The sequence below is a fragment of the Streptomyces sp. NPDC004752 genome, from assembly GCF_053601275.1.
Genome location: NZ_JBSGBN010000010.1, coordinates 41,661 through 59,315, shown reverse-complemented (window position 1 = coordinate 59,315; position 17,655 = coordinate 41,661). Strand labels below are relative to the sequence as shown.

The following is a 17,655-nucleotide window of genomic DNA, read 5'->3' as shown; positions in this document are numbered from 1 at the left end:
CTCGACCGGCTGTTGGGGGACATGACGACGGGCGGCGGCTCCCAGGGGAGCGGCCGCCCGTCCACCGGCCCGTGCCGGGACTGGCTCGTCGTGGATGCGAGGTGTCAGCGCTCTTCTTCAGAGGCGGATGCCGGAACGGACGTCAGCCGTTCCGTCTCGTCCTGTATCTCAGCGGCGATCTTCTTGAGTTCCGGCTCGAACTTGCGGCCGTGGTGGGCGCAGAAGAGCAGTTCTCCGCCGCTCAGCAGGACGACGCGCAGGTATGCCTGGGCGCCGCAGCGGTCGCAGCGATCGGCGGCCGTCAGTGGGCTCGCGGGGGTCAGAACAGTAGTCACGTCGCCTCTTCTCTAGCTCGACGAGCTGTCGTACCAGGGTCAACATCCAACCAGCCCGAAAACGTTCCCGCTCGTGGCTTTACCTCGAAAAATTTCTCCGGGGCGGCTGTCTGCTGCCGGTTGGCGGCGAATGTGCCGTATTGCGTGTCTATGTGTCTTACGGGTTCGCGCTGTCTATTGGGTTTCGGTCCCCCGGCTGGCTTGCCGGTTGTGAATGAGGACGTGCCCGGAGCCTAAATGGTTCATGCCTCGAAGGGAACGTGATATGTACTTCACTCCATGGAGGGATCGAACACCCATACGACTCTGGACTAGTGTGAGTTCAGACCGAGGGTGGCGTTGCAACGGCTCTACCAGGCATCGGTACCCTCATGGCGGCGACCGAAGCCGTGCCCTTACCCAGAAGGGCCCCAACTGAAATTCAGCGAGGAGCGAACCGCGTGACCGCCGATACGTCCGTGCCGTCCACTGCGCTGCTGGCAGGAGCAGACCGGGACGGCTCCAACTACACCGCGCGGCACCTGCTCGTCCTCGAGGGTCTTGAGGCCGTGCGGAAGCGTCCCGGTATGTACATCGGCTCGACCGACAGCCGCGGTCTGATGCACTGCCTGTGGGAGATCATCGACAACGCCGTGGACGAGGCCCTCGGCGGCTACTGCGACCACATCGAGGTGATCCTCCACGACGACGGCTCCGTGGAGGTGCGGGACAACGGCCGCGGCATCCCTGTGGACGTCGAGCCCAAGACCGGCCTGTCCGGCGTCGAGGTCGTCATGACCAAGCTGCACGCCGGCGGCAAGTTCGGCGGCGGCTCGTACGCGGCCTCCGGCGGTCTGCACGGCGTCGGCGCATCCGTGGTCAACGCGCTGTCCGCCCGCCTCGACGTCGAGGTGGACCGCAACGGGCACACCCATGCGATCAGCTTTCGTCGCGGTGTCCCGGGCGTCTTCGCGGCGAACGGTCCGGGCGCCAAGTTCGAGGTCGAGAGCGGCCTGCGCAAGACGAAGAAGATCCCCAAGACCCGCAACGGCACGCGCGTGCGGTACTGGGCCGACCGCCAGATCTTCCTCAAGGACGCCAAGCTCGCCCTGGAGACCCTGCACCAGCGGGCCCGGCAGACCGCGTTCCTCGTGCCCGGCCTGACCATCGTCGTGCGCGACGAATTCGGTCTCGGCGAGGGCGGCAGCAAGGGCGAGGAGTCCTTCCGCTTCGACGGCGGCATCAGCGAGTTCTGCGAGTACCTGGCCACCGACAAGCCGGTCTGCGATGTCCTGCGCTTCTCCGGCCAGGGCACCTTCAAGGAGACTGTCCCGGTGCTCGACGAGCACGGCCAGATGACCCCGACGGAGGTCACCCGCGAGCTCGGCGTGGACGTCGCGCTGCGCTGGGGGACCGGCTACGACACGACTCTGAGGCCGTTCGTCAACATCATCGCCACCCCCAAGGGCGGCACCCACGTCGCGGGCTTCGAGCAGGCCGTCAGCAGGACGATGAACGAGGTGCTGCGCGCCAAGAAGCTGCTGCGTGTCGCCGAGGACGACATCGTCAAGGACGATGCCCTGGAAGGGCTGACCGCAGTCGTCACGGTGCGTCTGGCCGAGCCGCAGTTCGAGGGCCAGACCAAGGAGGTCCTCGGCACGTCGGCGGCCCGCCGCATCGTGAACACGGTGATCTCCAAGGAACTCAAGGCGTTCCTGACCTCCACGAAGCGGGACGCCGCGGCCCAGGCCCGGGTGGTCCTGGAGAAGGCCGTCGCCGCCGCTCGTACGCGCATCGCGGCCCGCCAGCACAAGGACGCTCAGCGCCGTAAGACGGCCCTGGAGTCCTCGTCCCTGCCCGCCAAGCTCGCCGACTGCCGCAGCGACGACGTGGAGCGCAGCGAGCTGTTCATCGTCGAGGGAGACTCCGCGCTCGGCACTGCGAAGCTCGCCCGGAGCTCCGAGTTCCAGGCGCTGCTGCCGATCCGCGGAAAGATCCTGAACGTCCAGAAGTCATCCGTGACCGACATGCTGAAGAACGCCGAGTGTGGTGCGATCATCCAGGTCATAGGGGCGGGGTCGGGCCGGACCTTCGACCTCGACGCCGCGCGGTACGGCAAGATCATCATGATGACGGACGCCGACGTCGACGGCTCCCACATCCGCTGCCTGCTGCTGACGTTGTTCCAGCGCTACATGCGGCCCATGGTCGAGGCCGGCCGGGTGTTCGCGGCGGTGCCTCCGCTGCACCGCATCGAGCTCGTCCAGCCGAAGAAGGGCCAGGACAAGTACATCTACACCTACTCGGACCGTGAGCTGCGCGACAAGCTCATGGAGTTCCAGAGCAAGGGCGTCCGGTACAAGGACTCCATCCAGCGCTACAAGGGCCTGGGCGAGATGGACGCCAACCAGCTGGCCGAGACGACGATGGACCCGCGCCACCGCACCCTTCGCCGGATCAACCTGTCCGACCTGGACGCCGCCGAGCAGGTCTTCGATCTGCTGATGGGCAACGAAGTGGCCCCCCGCAAGGAGTTCATCTCCAGCTCGGCGGCCACGCTGGACCGCTCGCGGATCGACGCCTAGCGACCATGCCGCGGCCCCGCCGGGGGCCGCGGCGGGCTCGACAGCTGTCGAGCCCGCGCCCCAGCCGGTACGGCCCTGGCATCGGCCACACCGGCCCTTGCTGTGGTCCGGCACAGCGGCCCCGCAGGGCCGTGCCGCCGCGGTCCGCGACGGCACCCGGGCTGGGGCAGGTCGACGATCACGCACTGGCGCCGGTTCCGACGCCCGCACGCCGACGCCACCGTGTCCCCAGGCCCGGGCTGTCTCTGGCGCCGGTGGCGACGCCCGCACACCGGCGTCAGTGCGTCACCGGTCGAACTCACCGGACCGAACTCACCGGTCCCCGGCCCTCACACCCGCACCTGCGCTTCCGCATTGCCGGCCGAGTGGCCGGGGCGCGCTGGTTCTCCACCCGTGGGTGGAGGTCGGGCCGCCGTGCGGATCCACCCGTGATCCACCCCGGCTCCGATTCGCCAGCCTGCGAATTTCCGTAGCGTCTTAGGCGTCGGAAGCACCCGCTGCCGGCATCCCCCTTCGACGGAGGCTCTGATGTCCGGGCTGGTCAACGCGTTGGTGATCGTGGCCGTGGTCGCGCTGGTGCTCGCGCGGCAGTTCCGCGCCCGCCCGATCGGCACCGACCGGCGCTGGTGGATCCTGCCCGTGATCCTGGCGGTCGTCGCACTGCGCGAGCCCGGCATGATCGACGCCCACCACCGCACCGAATCCATCGCACTGCTCGGCGCCGAACTGCTCATATGCCTGGCGATGGGCGCCGGCTGGGCCTGGACGACACGGGTGTGGACGGAGTCGGACGGAGTCGTCTGGACGAAGAGCACCAAGGCGAGCGTGGCCGTCTGGGTGGCCGGCATCGCGCTGCGCGTCGGACTCTTCGGCCTCGGCGCGGCGCTGGGCATCCATCAGGACAGCTCGGCCCTGCTCCTTGCGTTCGCGGGCACTCTCGTCGTCCGCTCCGGAATCCTGGTCTGGCGAGCGCAGTCCCTCACCACGGCGGCCGACCGTGCCACGGCGTACGGTGACGCCATGCGCCGGTCGGCGTGAAAGGAGGGCGTGTGACGGAGAACGGCTGGACACGCTGGCCCTCCCGGGAGGCACTCGGCCGCGAAGGGATCACTCGACCGAGGCGTCTGCTCGCCTGGTCGGCGCGAATGGTGGGGATCGGCGTGCTGGCATGGGGCGCCTTCGCCGCCAACCACATCCACGGCTGGGGCACGGTCGCGACGGTGGCCGGGATCCTCCTCACCGTGGTCCTGTCCTGGGGCTTCTACCGCACCACCTACGACCACCGGCTGTGGCCGTCCCTCGTGTTGATCGCTCTGCTCCTGGGCATGGCTGCCCTCGCCCAGGCCACGGGGTTCCAGGGGCCGGCGCTCGTCGTGTGGTGCGGCTGCGCCATCGTGGCGCTGGAGCGGCTCCCGCTCGGCGGGGCGCTGCCCGTTGCCGCGGTCGCCCTCGCCTCGTTCTCTGTGATCAACAACGGCGTCTGGCTGACCACCGCCGCCGTCGTGACGGGCATGGCTCTCGCGGGATACGTCATGCGTCTGGACGCCGAGGCACGCGGCGGCGCCCAGCGTCTGCTCGCGCAGGAGCGGGCCGCCCGGGCCGCCGAGGCAGAGTCCGCGGCGCTCGCGGAGCGGGCCAGGATCGCCCGGGAGATCCACGACGTCCTCGCGCACAGCCTCTCGGCCCAGCTCGTGCACCTGGAGGCGGCCCGGTTGCTGATCGAACGGGACGCGGACCGGGAGCAGATCCTCGATCGGGTGGTGGCGGCGCGCGGCATGGCCCGGGACGGGCTCGCGGAGACCCGGCAGGCGCTGTCCGCGCTGCGTGGCGAGATGACCCCGCTGGAGGACTTCCTGAGCGATCTGGTCAGAGGGAGCGATGGGGCCGAGGTCACCGTGACGGGTGATCGCAGACCGCTGTCCGTCGAAGCGGCACAGGCTGTGCGCCGGGTCGCGCAGGAGGCGCTGACGAACGCCCGCAAGCACGCGCACGGGGCCAAGGTCCGTGTGCTGCTGGAGTACGGCGAGCACGAGGTGAGGCTGGACGTCAGAGATTCGGGCGGTACGCCGGGCGAACTCACGAAGGCCGGCGGCGGGTACGGTCTGCTGGGAATGCGGGAGCGCGCCGAACTGCTGGGCGGCTCGCTGGAGGCCGGGCCCGACAAGGAGGGGTTCGCGGTGACGTTGAAGGTGCCCGTATGACCGAGGAGACGGGAAGGAAGCCCGCGCGGGTGGTCGTGGTCGACGATCAGACCGTCGTCCGCGAAGGCATTGTGATGCTGCTCGGACTCCTGCCGGGCATCGAGGTCGTCGGTGCGGCAGGCGACGGGGAGGAGGCGGTCAGGGCGGTCGCCGAACTCGCGCCGGATGTGGTGCTGATGGATCTGCGGATGCCGCGCTGCGACGGGGTGGAGGCCACCCGCCGCATCCGGGCGGAGCACCCGGGGACCCAGGTCGTGGTGCTCACCACCTTCGGGGACGACGAGTCACTGTTCCCCGCGCTACGAGCGGGGGCACGGGGCTACCTCACCAAGGACGCGGGCGGCGACGAGATCGTACGCGCGGTGGAGAGCGTGCTGTCCGGGGACGCGGGTCTGTCGCCGAGTGTCCAACGGCGATTGCTGGAGCGGCTGTCGGAGCCGGAGCCGCAGCCGGTGCGCGCCGAGGCGCCCGACGGGTTGACCGCCCGGGAGACCGAGGTCCTGGTGCTGATCGCGGAGGGACTCAGCAACCAGGAGATCGCCCGCAGACTGCAGGTCTCCACCGCAACAGTGAAGACCCACATCAACAATCTCTTCGCCAAGACCGGGGTCAAGGACCGTGCCCAGGCGGTGCGTTACGCGTACGGGAAGGGGCTGGTGCGACCATCGGCGGACTAAGAACTGCGAACAGAATGGGCGCCCGGCGTGCGACGCCTGGCACGCACGCTCGCGGCGTTGCCGAAACGCCCTAGTAGCTCCGCTACGAGGGCCTTCCGGCGCCTTGCGATCGCACGCACCAGACGCCGCACGCTGATCGGACTCCCACTCTGTTCGCAGCTCTAAGTCACCTGATGGGGTGAAGAGCGGAGAGAAGAAGAGTCGGGGATCTTCCCGTTCTGTCCATCCTTGGGCATGCAGTCAAGCAACGGTCGTCCCGGCGGCGACAGGGGCGGTCCAGAGAGTTCGGCCGAGAACCACGAAGTGGCACGCACGGCGTCCCACGAGGTGAGGTACGACGATCCCTGGTACGACGCGCTGGCCTCCGGCTGGGGCGAGTCGGACGGTATGGGCGTACCCGCGCCCTGTGTGCCTGCGGCGCCGGACGGGAAGGACGCGGCGGCCGTTCGCACCCGTGACGTCTATCTGGAGGTGCAGCGCAGCGCGGCCTTCCAGGAAGTGCGCAGCAGGTACCGCAGGTTCGTGGTGCCCGGTGTCGCCACCTTCTTCGCCTGGTACGTGGGCTATGTGATCACCGCGACGACCGCGCCCGGATTCATGGCCAGGCCCGTGGCCGGTGCGCTGAACGTGGCCATGCTTGCCGGACTGGGACAGTTCCTGACCACCTTCCTGCTCACCTGGGCCTATGCGCGGCACGCGCGGCTGCGTAGGGACCGGTTGGCGCTCGAACTGCGGTGGAACACACAGGAGTTGGCGCGCAGCGTGGAGGGCGGTGCGTCGTGACGGGGCAGCATCAGACGCTGGCGCTTGTGCTGTTCAGCGCGTTCGTGGCGGTCACCCTGGGGATCACGACCTGGGTGAGCCGCAGGCGGCACGGTTCCGCGGAGGAGTTCTACGTCGGCGGGCGGCTCTTCTCACCGATGGAGAACGGTTTTGCCATTGCGGGGGACTACATGTCGGCCGCATCGTTCCTGGGCATCTCCGGGCTCGTCGCGCTGTTCGGCTACGACGGGCTGCTGTACGCCGTGGGCTTTCTCGTCGCATGGCTGGTGGTGCTCTTCCTGGTCGCCGAACTGGTCCGTAACTGCGGGCGGTTCACGCTGGCCGACGTGGTGGCCGCGCGGATGAACGAGCGACCGGTACGGATCGCCGCGGGAACTTCCTCGGTCACCGTCTCCGTTCTGTACTTGGTGGCGCAAATGGTGGGGGCGGGCAGCCTGGTCGCGCTGCTGCTCGGGCGGACGGGCGCGGCGGCGCAGGCGTGGACGGTGATCGGCGTCGGCGCGCTCATGGTGATCTATGTGTCGTTGGGAGGGATGCGGGCCACGACCTGGATTCAGATCGTGAAGGCGGTCCTGCTGCTCGGCGGGACCATCGCGCTGACCGTGCTGGTGCTGCTGCGCTTTCACGGCGATCTCGACCGGCTGCTGCTCACGGCCGCGGAGCGCAGCGGGCACGGGGACGCGTTTTTGGCGCCGGGCCTGAAGTACGGCGGGGGCTGGACCGCCCGGTTCGACTTCATCAGCCTGGGGCTCGCACTGGTCCTGGGCACGGCCGGTCTGCCGCACATCCTGTCCCGCTTCTACACCGTGCCGACCGCGCGGGCGGCACGCCGCTCGGTGGTGTGGTCGATCGGGCTGATCGGTGGCTTCTATCTGATGACGTTCGTCCTCGGGTTCGGGGCGGCCGCGATCGTCGGGCCGGAGGCTGTGCGCGACTCGAACGCGGCGGGGAACACGGCGGTTCCGCTGCTCGCCCTCGACCTGGGCGGCGGGGCGGACTCCACCGGTGGGGCAGCGCTGTTCGCGATTGTGGCGGCCGTCGCCTTCGCCACGATCCTTGCGGTGGTCGCCGGGATCACGTTGGCCTCTTCGGCGTCCGTGGCCCACGACCTGTATGCCTCGCTGCGGCGGGGGCGTGGCGCGGCGCGCAGTGAAGTCACCGTGGCGCGGGTGGCGGCGGTCGGCATCGGTGTGATCGCGATCGCGCTCGGCCTGCTGGCCCGCGACCTCAACGTGGCCTTCCTGGTGGGCCTCGCCTTCGCCGTGGCCGCGTCGGCGAACCTGCCGGTGCTGCTGTACTCGCTGTTCTGGCGCGGCTTCACGACACGCGGCGCGGTGTGGGCCGTATACGGCGGGCTGGTACCCGCGTTGGGGCTGGTCGTGCTGTCTCCGGTGGTGTCGGGAAGTCCCGGGTCGCTCTTCCCCGCCGTGGACTTCCAGTACTTTCCGCTGGAGAACCCGGGCATCGTCTCCATCCCGCTGGGCTTCGTCGCGGGCTGGCTCGGCACCGTCACCTCGGACGAGGTCCCGGACGAGGCCAAGCACGCGGAGACCGAGGTGCGGTCGCTGACCGGGGCGGGAGCGGTGTAGGGGCCGTCCTCCGTGTTCCGTACGGCGAACCGTTACGGCGCGGGGGCGGGGGACGTCACGGTGTGACCCAGGCGTACCGGTGCTCGGGCCGTCCCGTGTCGCCGTACTTCAGGGACAGGCGCAGCCGGCCCGCCTGTTCCAGATGGCGCAGATAGCGCTGGGCGGTGGAGCGGCTCAGGCCCGTCTCGGCGGCCACCTCGTGCGCGGAGAGCGGATGGTCCGCGCGGTGCAGCACACCGCAGATGAGGTCGGTGGTGGGCTCCGAGTGGCCGCTCGGCAGGCCGGGCGAACTCGCCCTGGGCGCGGTGCGCAAGGCGCCGAAGATCCGGTCCACCTGCTCCTGGCCCGTCAGGCCCCGCCCGCCGACCCGGTCGACGGTGCGGCGCAGGGCGGCGTACGAGTCCAGGCGGGTGCGCAGCGCGGTGAACGTGAACGGCTTGACCAGATAGTGCAGCGCGCCCAGGCGCATCGCCCGCTGCACCGTCGTGACGTCACTGGCCGCGGTGATCATGATGACATCGATGCCATGGCTCTGTTCCTGCATCCGGTGGACCAGTTCCAGCCCGGTCTGGTCGGGCAGATAGTGGTCGAGCAGGACCAGGTCGATGGCTCCGCGTTCCACGGCGGCCAGGGCCTGGGCGGCACTGTGCGCGCGGGCGGTCACCCGGAAGCCGGGAACCTTCCCCACGTACTTGGCGTTGATCTCGGCGACACGGAAGTCGTCGTCCACCACCAGGACGTCAATCATGGGGCCTCATTTCCTCAAGGCCAGGCGAGCGTCAAGCCCGTGTTTCGGCTCCGCAGTTGTAGCGCGAGCAGAACGAGCACAAAAGGCTCTTGCGAGCAAAAGAACGGCTTGCGCTCAGAAGACTGCTGCTGTGGCAGGGACCACACCTACGGTCCCGGAACATGAGCGCAGACACCAGCCCTGCCGTCGAGCTGCGGGGCGCGAGCAAGACCTTCAGGACCCCGTCAGGGGGTCTGCACACGGCTGTCCGGGGTCTGGACCTCACCGTCAGGCGCGGTGAGTTCGTTGCCGTCGTCGGCCCGACCGGCTGCGGCAAGTCCACCACGCTGACCTTGGTCAGCGGCCTGGAGGAGCCCACAGAGGGCGATGTGCTGGTGGCCGGAGAGCCGGTCGCCGGCGTAGGCGACAAGGTCGGCTTCGTCTTTCAGCAGGACGCGACCTTCCCCTGGCGGACGGTCCTGTCCAACGTCATGGCGGGCCCCCGCTTCCGCGGCGTACCGAAGGCCGAGGCCAGGCAGAAGGCCCGTGAGTGGCTGGCCCGGGTCGGTCTCGCCGCCTTCGAGGACCGCTACCCGCACCAGCTCTCCGGCGGCCAGCGCAAGCGCGTCGCGCTCGCCGCGACCTTCGTCAACGACCCCGAGATCCTGCTCATGGACGAGCCGTTCTCGGCGCTCGACGTGCAGACCCGGGCGCTGATGTCGGACGAACTCCTGGAGCTGTGGGAGGGCACGGGCGCCTCGGTCGTCTTCGTCACCCACGACCTGGAGGAGTCCATCGCGCTGGCCGACAGGGTCGTCGTGATGACCGCAGGGCCGGCGACTGTGAAGCAGATCTTCGACATCGACCTGCCCCGGCCGCGCAAGGTCGAATCGGTGCGCCTGGAACCGCGGTTCATCGAGATCTACCGCGAGATCTGGGAGTCCCTCGGCGAAGAGGTCCGTATCACCCGCGAGAGGGGTGCGGCCCATGTCGGATGACGTTCTCGGCACCCCAGCCGTCGACACGGGCAAGACCACGGACCGCACACAGAGCCGGGCCAAGGCCGCCCGCAGACGCAAGACCGTCGTCATGGCGGGTCGGGCGCTGCTCCTGCTCGCCGTGCTCGGCCTGTGGGAATGGCTCTCCCGGGCGAAGGTCATCGATCCGTTCAACTTCTCGATGCCGTCCAAGATCTGGGACCAGATCTCCACCTGGGTCACCCACGGGACGGCGCTCGGCTCACTGGGCGAACAGATCTGGTACACGCTGTACGAGGCGCTGCTGGGCTGGGCCATCGGTGTGGTCGCCGGTGTCGTCCTCGGTATCGCGCTCGGACGGATCGCCTTCCTCGCCGATGTCCTTGGTCCATACATCAAGGTTCTCAACTCGATACCCAGGATCGTCCTCGCCCCGATCTTCGTGATCTGGTTCGGCCTCGGCCCCGCCTCCAAGGTCGCGTCCGCCGTGGTGCTCGTCTTCTTCCCGGTCTTCTTCAACGCCTTCCAGGGCGCCCGGGAGGTCGACCGCAACCTGGTCGCCAACGCCCGCATCCTGGGCGCCGGCGACCGGAGGGTGACCCTTCAGGTCGTCATCCCTTCGGCCACCTCGTGGATCTTCACCAGCCTCCACGTCAGCTTCGGCTTCGCCCTGATCGGTGCCATCGTCGGCGAGTACATCGGCGCCACCAAGGGCATCGGCCTGCTCGTCGCGCAGTCCCAGGGCACCTTCAACTCGGCCGGTGTGTATGCCGCGATGGTCATCCTCGCCGTCGTCGCGCTCGTCGCCGAGGGGCTGCTGACCTTTGCCGAACGGCGCGTCTTCCGCTGGAAGTCGGCCGACTCCGAGCACTGACGCCCCGAAGCCACCCCCCCCTTCCCCGCACCGCATTCTCACAAGGACGTGAACCGCCATGCGCAAGACCGCCAGACTCGCGGCGCTTTCCGCCGCCGGCCTGCTCGCCCTCTCCTCGCTCACCGCCTGTGCCGACGAGGCGGCCGGCCCGTCCGCCGACAGCGGTGGCGGAGGGGGCGGCAAGGGGGAGCAGGTCAAGATCATGGTCGGTGGCCTGGACAAGGTCATCTACCTGCCCGCGATGCTCACCCAGCGGCTCGGCCACTTCGACGCCGAGGGCCTGAACGTCCAACTCCTGAGCGAGCCCGCGGGTGTCCAGGCGGAGACCGCGCTCGTGGCCGGCCAGGTCCAGGGGACGGTCGGCTTCTACGACCACACACTCGACCTCCAGGTGAAGGGCAAGTCCGTCGAGTCCGTCGTGCAGTTCTCGCACGCACCCGGCGAGGTGGAGGTCGTCTCCCACAAGGCGGCCGGCCTCATCACCTCGCCCAAGGACTTCAAGGGCAGGAAGCTCGGCGTCACCGGACTCGGTTCCTCGACCGACTTCCTCACCAAGTACCTGGCCGTCAAGAACGGAGTGGACGTCCACGAGTTCACGCCCGTCGCGGTGGGCGCCGGCCCGACGTTCATCTCCGCGCTGGAACAGGGTTCCATCGACGGTGGCATGACGACCGACCCGACTGTGACGACGATCCTGGACAAGAAGGCCGGCGAGATCCTCCTCGACATGCGCACCCCGGAGGGCTCGCAGGAGGCGCTCGGCGGCCCGTACCCGTCGTCAAGTCTGTACATGCAGACGGACTGGGTGAACAGCCACAAGGACACCGTCCAGAAGCTGGTCAATGCATTCGTCAAGACGCTCACGTGGATGTCCACGCACGGCGCCGACGAGATCGCGGCCCAGATGCCCGCCGACTACTCACAGGGCGACAAGACCCTGTACGCGGAGGCGATCAAGAGCACGCTGCCGATGTTCACCGACGACGGCGTGATGCCGGAGAAGGGCCCGGAGACCGTCGAGAAGGTCCTCAAGTCGTTCAACCCCAACATCAAGAACGCCGAGGTCGACCTCGGCAAGACCTACACGACGGTGTTCGTCGAGAAGGCCGCGCGGTCGGCGGGCTGACGTCGGCTCACCCCGGTCCGCTCGGCGATCTCCTGGGCCGACAACGAGCCCACGGCGTTCATCAGGCACTGGCGTACCAGTTCGGCGGTGGTGGGGGAGCGCCCCTTGGGCAGCCCCGGCCTTGACGGCGCCGACAGCACCCCGAAGATCCGGTCCACCTCGGCCTGTTCGGCCTCCCGGTCGCTGTCCAAGGTGCGGCGCAGCCGAGCGTACGCCTCCGGGCGGGCGCGCAGTCCGGCCAAGGCGAACGGTTTCTAGGCGGCGTCCACCCGGGCGACCCAGGCGTCGTCGTCCACGACCTGGACCTCGATCATGGGGCATCCTCCTCGGCGACGGTCTCCACGGGCGCCGTCAGCGCCGGTTCCAGCCCCCGCTCCGGCCCCGTTTCCGGCCCCGTTTCCAGTTCCGGCTCGGTCAGGGCCTCGGGCAGTACGACCGTGAACTCCGCGCCCCCGCCGCCCGCTTCGCCCACCGTCGCGCTCCCGCCCTGCCGCTCGGCGAACCGGCGCACCAGGGACAGCCCGAGGCCGCGTTTGCCGTGCGCGGGCGGCTCCTTGGTGGACCAGCCCTCGGTGAAGACCAGTGCGCGCTGCTCCACCGGCACGCCGGGTCCCGTGTCGCGCACCCTGAGCACGGCCGTGCGCCCCTCGGCGCGCAATTCGACCTCCACGCGCGCGTGCGGGGTTCCGGCGACGGCGTCGAGGGCGTTGTCGATCAGGTTGCCCACGACCGTGACCAGGCCCCTGGGTTCGATCAGCCGGTCCGGGAGCCGGGTACGGTCCGAGACCCACAGGGCGACCCCGCGCTCGGCCGCGACCGTCGCCTTGCCGACCAGCAGGGCCGCGAGCAGCGGGTCCTGGATCTTCTCGGTGACCTGCTCCGCGGTGACCCGGTGGTCGCCGACGACCTCTCCGACGAACTCCGCCGCGTCGTCGTACATCTCCAGTTCGAGCAGACCGAGCAGGGTGTGCATGCGGTTGGCGTGCTCGTGGTCCTGGGCGCGCAGGGCGTCGATCAGGCCCCGCGTGGAGTCGAGTTCGCGGCCGAGTTGCTCCAGCTCGGTGCGGTCGCGCAGGGTGGCCACCGCACCGCCGTCGCCGGTGGGCATCCGGTTGGCGACCAGCACCCGCCGGCCGCGCACGGTGAGCAGATCGGTGCCGGTCACCCGGCCCGCCAGGACGTCGGTCGTCCGTCCTCCCTCGCCCAGCGCCTCGTCCGGGGTCTGCCCGACGGCCTCGTCGCCGATGCCGAGCAGGCGCCGCGCCTCGTCGTTGAGCAGCCGTATGCGGCCGGTGCGGTCCAGGGCGACGACGCCCTCCCGGATCCCGTGCAGCATCGCCTCCCGTTCCGCGAGCAGGGCCGAGATGTCGGAGAAGGCCAGGTCCCGGGTCTGCCGCTGCACCCGCCGGGAGATCAGCCAGGCGGCCAGGGCACCGACCGCGAGGGCGCCGCCGGCGTGGGCGAACAGCCCCGGGATCGCGCTGAGCAGCCGGGCCCGCACGCTGTCGTACGCGATGCCCACCGAGACCGCCCCGATGATCCGGTGGTCGGCGTCGTACAGCGGCACCTTGCCGCGCGCGGAGCGGCCCAGGGTGCCGTTGTCGATCTCCATGACCTGACGTCCGGCCAGGGCCGCGCTCGGATCGGTGGAGACGAGGCCGCCGATCTCCGAGCGCGTCGTGTGCGACCAGCGCACGCCGCGCAGGTCCATCACCACGATGTACTCGGCGTTCGTGGCGTGCCGGATCCGCTCGGCCGCCACCTGCACCGGGCCGTCGACGGACGGCTCTGTGTGCTGGACGCCCGCGGCCATCTGCGGATCCTGCGCCGTGGTCTCCGCGATCGCCAGCGCGCGGCGCATCGCCTCCTGGTCGAGCTGCCTGCTCAACGGGGCCAGGAACAGCCCGGTGGCGAGCACCGCGACTCCCGCGGCGATCGTCACCTGCATCAGCAGGACCTGGGAGAACACCCGCCGCGGCAGACCGAGACGCAGACGGCGTGCGGGCGGAGTGGGGTGCATGTCCATGACGGTACGTGGGCGGGCGGATCGAGCCGTAGGAGGTGTGGCACGGATCTGTTGACTGACTGTTGGGGAACGGGGGTGGCCGGTCCTCGGCGGAACGGGGTCGGTCGCTTCTCGGTGGAACGGCGCGGCTCTTGGGCGAACGGGCAGGCTCGGCGGACGACGGGGTCAGCCCGTCGGGGACGCCGCCGTCACGGCCGCGGCCGTCAGTTGGCGCACGGACACCACGTCCATCCGCGCCGGCGTGCCCAGCACCGAGGCGCCGCAGCTCTCCGGGCGCGGCGGCAGCGAGGCGCCCTGGGCCACGATGACGCGCCAGCGGCGGCCGTCGGCATGGGCCACGGTCACCGCCCAGCGGGGCGCCGCGCCGTCGGTGCGCAGGACGCTCAGCGTGTCCGCCGCGTACTCGTCCGCCGCCGTGCGCACGGCCAGTTCGGCCGCCTGACCGGGCCTGCCCCAGGCCGAGTTCCCGCGGCACCCCTGGACGACGATCCGCCCCTCCTGGACGCTCTGCAGGACCTCCTTGACCGTGTGCGCCTCGGCCCTGCCGTACGAGTAGCCGTACGGCAGGACGAGCACCGTCGGCGAGAAGCGATGTCCACCCAAATGGGTGACCTCCCACACGCCCGGTACGCCGGAGGCGGTGAGTTCGGTCGCGAGGGGGCGGCCGAGCAGCGCGCAGCAGCGGTCGCGTTTGCCGTTGGTGCAGACGAGCGCGAGCGGGCCGGCCTCGTGCGCGCGACCGCCGAGCGCCGCGTCGAACGTGCGGTGGTCGCCCGAGCCGAGCGCGCCGTAGTCGAGGTCGAGGAGGGTGCGCGGGTCGCGGATCGTGGCGGCGCGCAGCCACACCGTTCCGGGAACGGTGTGGGCCGCGTACACCTGGCGCTCGGCGGAGGTGCCGGGATCGGCGTGGCGCCCGGGTCGCCGGACGAGCGCGATCCGTACGCCGGTGCCGTCGGCGGCGGCCTCCAGGGCGCGGCCGAGCGCGCGGTCCAGATGGCTCGACGTGAGTGCCTTGACACCCCAAGGACCGGGCTGTTCCAGCAGCAGCCATGTCGTCGCCGTGGCCGCCGTACCGGAGACGGGCTCGTCGAGGCTCCGGGAGACGGTTGCGCACCTACTCACAGAGGTGAGCCTAACCTGACTTTGCCCGGGGTGACTTCCGGCCCCGCCGTTGCCCGTTCATGTCCTGATCCGGCAGCGGCTGCGGGGGCCTCGGGCCCACGTAGTGGCCGCTGGGGCGCATCCGCAGCGGGCGCTCGCCGTACTCCTCCAGGGCATGCGCGATCCAGCCCGCCGTCCGGGCGACGGCGAAGACCGTCTCGCCCGCCGTCGCGGGCATGCCGCAGGCGACGGTGAGTACCGCGAGGGCCAGGTCCACATTGGCGTGCAGCGGGCTGTGCCGGGCCGTGGTCGCGACGATGTCGCGAGCCGCGAGGAGGGCGGGTTCCGCGCGCGGGACGTGCTCCAGGAGCGCGAACAGGGCACGCGCGCGTGGGTCCTGGCCCGGGTAGAGCCGGTGGCCGAGTCCGGGGATGCGGCGGCCGGCGCGGAGCTCGGCCGCGATCACCGGAACGGCGCTGCCCTCGTCCAGCACGTCGAGCAGCAGCCGGTGGGCCAGCCCGCTTGCCGCGCCGTGCAACGGGCCCTCGATCACGCCCAGTCCGGCCGAGACGGCCGCATAGACGTGGGCCCGCGCCGAGGCGGCGACCCGCACCGCGAGCGTCGAGGCGGCCAGGTCGTGATCGACCAGCAGGGCAAGTGCCGTGTCCAGGGCGCGCAGTGACGCCTCGTCGGGCTCACGGCCGGTCAGCCGGCCCCACAGGCGCAGGGCGAGCGGGCCGGCCTCTCGGGCGTGCGGGTGGGGCGGCAGAGCGGCGACGAGGGTCGGGATGAGGATCCGCGCCGTCGCGAGCACGGCCTCCTCGGACAGGTCGAAGCGCAGTGGGTCCTCGGTCGCCGCGGCGACCGCCGCGACCCGCAGCCGGTCGGTGGGCTCGGTGTGCTCGGGCAGGGCGGTCACCGCCCGGCTGGCGACGGCCGCCGTGGCCTCGGGCGCGGTGAATGTGACGCCGGGGCTCAGCCGCCCGGTCCACAGCCAGTCGGCGACCTCCTCGTAGGAGTGGCGCGCGGCGAGTTCCGCGGCGTCGACGCCGCGGAAGTAGTACCGGTCCCCGTCGATCAGCGTGATGCGGGTGTGGACGGACAGCTCTCCGGCGGCGGTCTGGCCGGCCTGGCTCTCCCGTCTGTGGCGCCGGGCGAGGGCGGTCACCTCCACGGCGTCGAAGGTGCTGCCGCGACCGCCGGGTTCGCGCATGCTGCTGAGCTGACCGCGGCTCACGTACGCGTACACGGTCTCCGGCTTCACGCCGAGCAGTTCGGCGGTCTCCCTGGTGCTCAGCCTCCGCTCGGGGCCGCGGGGAGCGGGTTCTTGATCGCGCATGGGGGTCACCGTAGTCGCCTTGGTGGCATATGGACTGAACTTTGGACGAGTATTGATCGGATCAATATTGACAGAGGAATAGTCAATCATGGACAGTTTGATCAAGTCCAGGGAGGAAAACATGTCCATCAACAGGTCCGCATCCACCCTTGTCGACGTGCCGCGCGGACTCGCGGGTGTTGTCGTCGCCGAGACCGAGATCGGCGACGTCCGGGGGGCCGAGGGCTTCTACCACTACCGCCAGTACTCGGCCGTCGAACTCGCGCGGACCCGCGGCTTCGAAGACGTCTGGCACCTCCTCGCGTACGGTGAACTCCCCGTCGCGGAGCGCCGCGCTGCCTTCCTCGCCGAAACCGCCGCGCTGCGCCGGCTGCCCGCAGAGGTCCGCGCCGCCCTGCCCGCCGTCGCCGCCGCGAGCCGCGCCTCGGGCCCGCTGGCCGGGGCGCGCACCGCGCTGTCGCTGCTCGGCGCGGCCAAGGGCTTCCGGCCCGTGTACGACATCGACGCCGACCGGCGCCGCGCGGACGCCGTCGCCGCCTGCGCGGCTGTACCGACCCTGCTCGCCGCGCTGTACCGGCTCGGACGGGGGCAGGAGCCGGTGGAGCCGCGCGAGGACCTCTCGTACGCGGCCAACTACCTGTACATGGTGACCGGTGAGGAACCGGACACGCGGCGGGCCCGAGCGGTCGAGCAATACCTGATCTCAACCATTGATCATGGATTCAATGCGTCAACCTTCACCGCGCGGGTCGTCGCGTCCACCGGCGCCGATGTGGCGGCATGCCTCGTAGGTGCTCTGGGGGCGCTGTCCGGGCCGCTGCACGGCGGTGCGCCCAGCCGTGCCCTGGACACCCTGGACGCGATCGGCACCCCCGACCGGATCGACGGCTGGATCCGTGAGCGCGTCCTGGCCGGTGACCGCGTCATGGGCTTCGGCCACGCGATCTACCGTACGGAGGACCCTCGTTCGCGGATGCTCCGTGAGATCGCCGAGGGCTTCGGCGGCCCGCGCGTCGCCTTCGCCGTCGAGGTCGAGCGCCGGGTCGAGGCGATCCTCGCCGAGCTGAAGCCCGGCCGCGAGCTGCACACCAACGTCGAGTTCTACGCGGGCGTCGTCATGGAGCTGTGCGGAGTGCCACGCGAGATGTTCACGCCCACGTTCGCGGCGGCGCGCGTGGTCGGCTGGAGCGCCAACGTCCTGGAACAGGCGGCCGACTCGAAGATCATTCGGCCGGTGGCCCGCTATGTCGGGCCGCCCCCGCCCGCGGCGGTCCCGGCGATGGTCTGAGGAAAGCCCAGCCCGCTGCCGAAGGCGCATCGAGCTGGGCCCCCGCGG

General features: G+C 70.4%; 15 protein-coding genes and 1 pseudogene. 10 read left to right on the top strand and 6 right to left on the bottom strand.

What is annotated here, in order from left to right; genetic code table 11:
• Nucleotides 1–104 precede the first annotated feature (104 nt).
• A complete protein-coding gene (locus ACWEKM_RS06555; RefSeq protein ID WP_109495566.1) occupies nucleotides 105–335 on the bottom strand; it encodes a DUF7455 domain-containing protein in 231 nt (76 codons plus the stop codon).
• Between the two features lie 440 nt (nucleotides 336–775).
• Between ACWEKM_RS06555 and ACWEKM_RS06550 the strand changes: the two genes are divergently transcribed.
• From ACWEKM_RS06550 to ACWEKM_RS06525, 6 genes are all read left to right on the top strand, one after another.
• Nucleotides 776–2,899 carry a DNA gyrase/topoisomerase IV subunit B gene (locus ACWEKM_RS06550; protein WP_451620045.1) on the top strand — a complete coding sequence of 708 codons (2,124 nt, stop codon included), beginning with the start codon at nucleotides 776–778 and terminating at the stop codon, nucleotides 2,897–2,899.
• Nucleotides 2,900–3,427: 528 nt separating this feature from the next.
• Nucleotides 3,428–3,937 (top strand): DUF1453 domain-containing protein, encoded by a 510-nt coding sequence (locus tag ACWEKM_RS06545; protein ID WP_451620044.1) that lies wholly within the window; start codon nucleotides 3,428–3,430, stop codon nucleotides 3,935–3,937.
• Nucleotides 3,938–3,948: 11 nt separating this feature from the next.
• Complete coding sequence (locus ACWEKM_RS06540; RefSeq protein ID WP_451620043.1) at nucleotides 3,949–5,100, top strand: sensor histidine kinase; 1,152 nt, start codon at nucleotides 3,949–3,951, stop codon at nucleotides 5,098–5,100.
• Complete coding sequence (locus ACWEKM_RS06535; protein WP_451620042.1) at nucleotides 5,097–5,777, top strand: response regulator; 681 nt, start codon at nucleotides 5,097–5,099, stop codon at nucleotides 5,775–5,777. Before ACWEKM_RS06540 ends, ACWEKM_RS06535 begins: the two co-directional genes overlap by 4 nt.
• Before the next feature lie 234 nt (nucleotides 5,778–6,011).
• Complete coding sequence (locus ACWEKM_RS06530; RefSeq protein WP_451620041.1) at nucleotides 6,012–6,560, top strand: DUF485 domain-containing protein; 549 nt, start codon at nucleotides 6,012–6,014, stop codon at nucleotides 6,558–6,560.
• A complete protein-coding gene (locus ACWEKM_RS06525; protein WP_451620040.1) occupies nucleotides 6,557–8,149 on the top strand; it encodes a solute symporter family protein in 1,593 nt (530 codons plus the stop codon). Before ACWEKM_RS06530 ends, ACWEKM_RS06525 begins: the two co-directional genes overlap by 4 nt.
• A 55-nt stretch (nucleotides 8,150–8,204) precedes the next feature.
• Here ACWEKM_RS06525 and ACWEKM_RS06520 read toward each other — a convergent pair whose 3' ends face one another.
• Nucleotides 8,205–8,897, bottom strand: a complete 693-nt coding sequence (locus tag ACWEKM_RS06520; RefSeq protein WP_451620039.1) for a response regulator — start codon at nucleotides 8,895–8,897, stop codon at nucleotides 8,205–8,207.
• A 161-nt stretch (nucleotides 8,898–9,058) separates the two neighbouring features.
• On the opposite strand from ACWEKM_RS06520, the gene ACWEKM_RS06515 reads away from it, so the two are divergent.
• The 3 genes from ACWEKM_RS06515 to ACWEKM_RS06505 are packed head-to-tail and all read left to right on the top strand — an operon-like array spanning nucleotide 9,059 to nucleotide 11,853.
• Nucleotides 9,059–9,874 (top strand): ABC transporter ATP-binding protein, encoded by an 816-nt coding sequence (locus ACWEKM_RS06515; protein ID WP_451620038.1) that lies wholly within the window; start codon nucleotides 9,059–9,061, stop codon nucleotides 9,872–9,874.
• Nucleotides 9,864–10,727, top strand: coding sequence for an ABC transporter permease (locus ACWEKM_RS06510; RefSeq protein WP_451620037.1), 864 nt, complete (start codon nucleotides 9,864–9,866; stop codon nucleotides 10,725–10,727). Before ACWEKM_RS06515 ends, ACWEKM_RS06510 begins: the two co-directional genes overlap by 11 nt.
• 58 nt (nucleotides 10,728–10,785) lie before the next feature.
• A complete protein-coding gene (locus ACWEKM_RS06505; protein WP_451620036.1) occupies nucleotides 10,786–11,853 on the top strand; it encodes an ABC transporter substrate-binding protein in 1,068 nt (355 codons plus the stop codon).
• Here the strand turns inward: ACWEKM_RS06505 and ACWEKM_RS06500 are convergent.
• The 4 genes and pseudogenes from ACWEKM_RS06500 to ACWEKM_RS06485 all read right to left on the bottom strand — a co-directional run.
• Nucleotides 11,853–12,107, bottom strand: a pseudogene (locus tag ACWEKM_RS06500) (two-component system response regulator); the annotation flags it as partial. The gene ACWEKM_RS06505 and the pseudogene ACWEKM_RS06500 sit on opposite strands and share 1 nt — an antisense overlap.
• Before the next feature lie 56 nt (nucleotides 12,108–12,163).
• Complete coding sequence (locus tag ACWEKM_RS06495) at nucleotides 12,164–13,873, bottom strand: ATP-binding protein (protein ID WP_451620035.1); 1,710 nt, start codon at nucleotides 13,871–13,873, stop codon at nucleotides 12,164–12,166.
• A gap of 171 nt (nucleotides 13,874–14,044) precedes the next feature.
• Nucleotides 14,045–15,001, bottom strand: coding sequence for a sucrase ferredoxin (locus tag ACWEKM_RS06490; protein WP_451620034.1), 957 nt, complete (start codon nucleotides 14,999–15,001; stop codon nucleotides 14,045–14,047).
• Nucleotides 15,002–15,011: 10 nt separating this feature from the next.
• Entirely contained in the window at nucleotides 15,012–16,319 is a 1,308-nt protein-coding gene (locus ACWEKM_RS06485; protein WP_451620033.1) for a citrate synthase, read from the bottom strand.
• 121 nt (nucleotides 16,320–16,440) lie between these two features.
• Here ACWEKM_RS06485 and ACWEKM_RS06480 point away from each other — a divergent pair, with 121 nt between their 5' ends.
• Nucleotides 16,441–17,607, top strand: a complete 1,167-nt coding sequence (locus tag ACWEKM_RS06480; protein WP_451620032.1) for a citrate synthase/methylcitrate synthase — start codon at nucleotides 16,441–16,443, stop codon at nucleotides 17,605–17,607.
• Nucleotides 17,608–17,655 lie beyond the last annotated feature (48 nt).

Excerpts from the sequence above, each read along its gene's own strand:
- ACWEKM_RS06545 (WP_451620044.1), top strand. The coding sequence starts at position 3,428 with ATGTCCGGGCTGGTCAACGCGTTGGTGATCGTGGCCGTGGTCGCGCTG.
- ACWEKM_RS06535 (WP_451620042.1), top strand. The coding sequence starts at position 5,097 with ATGACCGAGGAGACGGGAAGGAAGCCCGCGCGGGTGGTCGTGGTCGAC.
- ACWEKM_RS06530 (WP_451620041.1), top strand. The coding sequence starts at position 6,012 with ATGCAGTCAAGCAACGGTCGTCCCGGCGGCGACAGGGGCGGTCCAGAG.
- ACWEKM_RS06520 (WP_451620039.1), bottom strand. The coding sequence starts at position 8,897 with ATGATTGACGTCCTGGTGGTGGACGACGACTTCCGTGTCGCCGAGATC.
- ACWEKM_RS06515 (WP_451620038.1), top strand. The coding sequence starts at position 9,059 with ATGAGCGCAGACACCAGCCCTGCCGTCGAGCTGCGGGGCGCGAGCAAG.
- ACWEKM_RS06510 (WP_451620037.1), top strand. The coding sequence starts at position 9,864 with ATGTCGGATGACGTTCTCGGCACCCCAGCCGTCGACACGGGCAAGACC.
- ACWEKM_RS06505 (WP_451620036.1), top strand. The coding sequence starts at position 10,786 with ATGCGCAAGACCGCCAGACTCGCGGCGCTTTCCGCCGCCGGCCTGCTC.
- ACWEKM_RS06495 (WP_451620035.1), bottom strand. The coding sequence starts at position 13,873 with ATGCACCCCACTCCGCCCGCACGCCGTCTGCGTCTCGGTCTGCCGCGG.
- ACWEKM_RS06485 (WP_451620033.1), bottom strand. The coding sequence starts at position 16,319 with ATGCGCGATCAAGAACCCGCTCCCCGCGGCCCCGAGCGGAGGCTGAGC.
- ACWEKM_RS06480 (WP_451620032.1), top strand. The coding sequence starts at position 16,441 with ATGTCCATCAACAGGTCCGCATCCACCCTTGTCGACGTGCCGCGCGGA.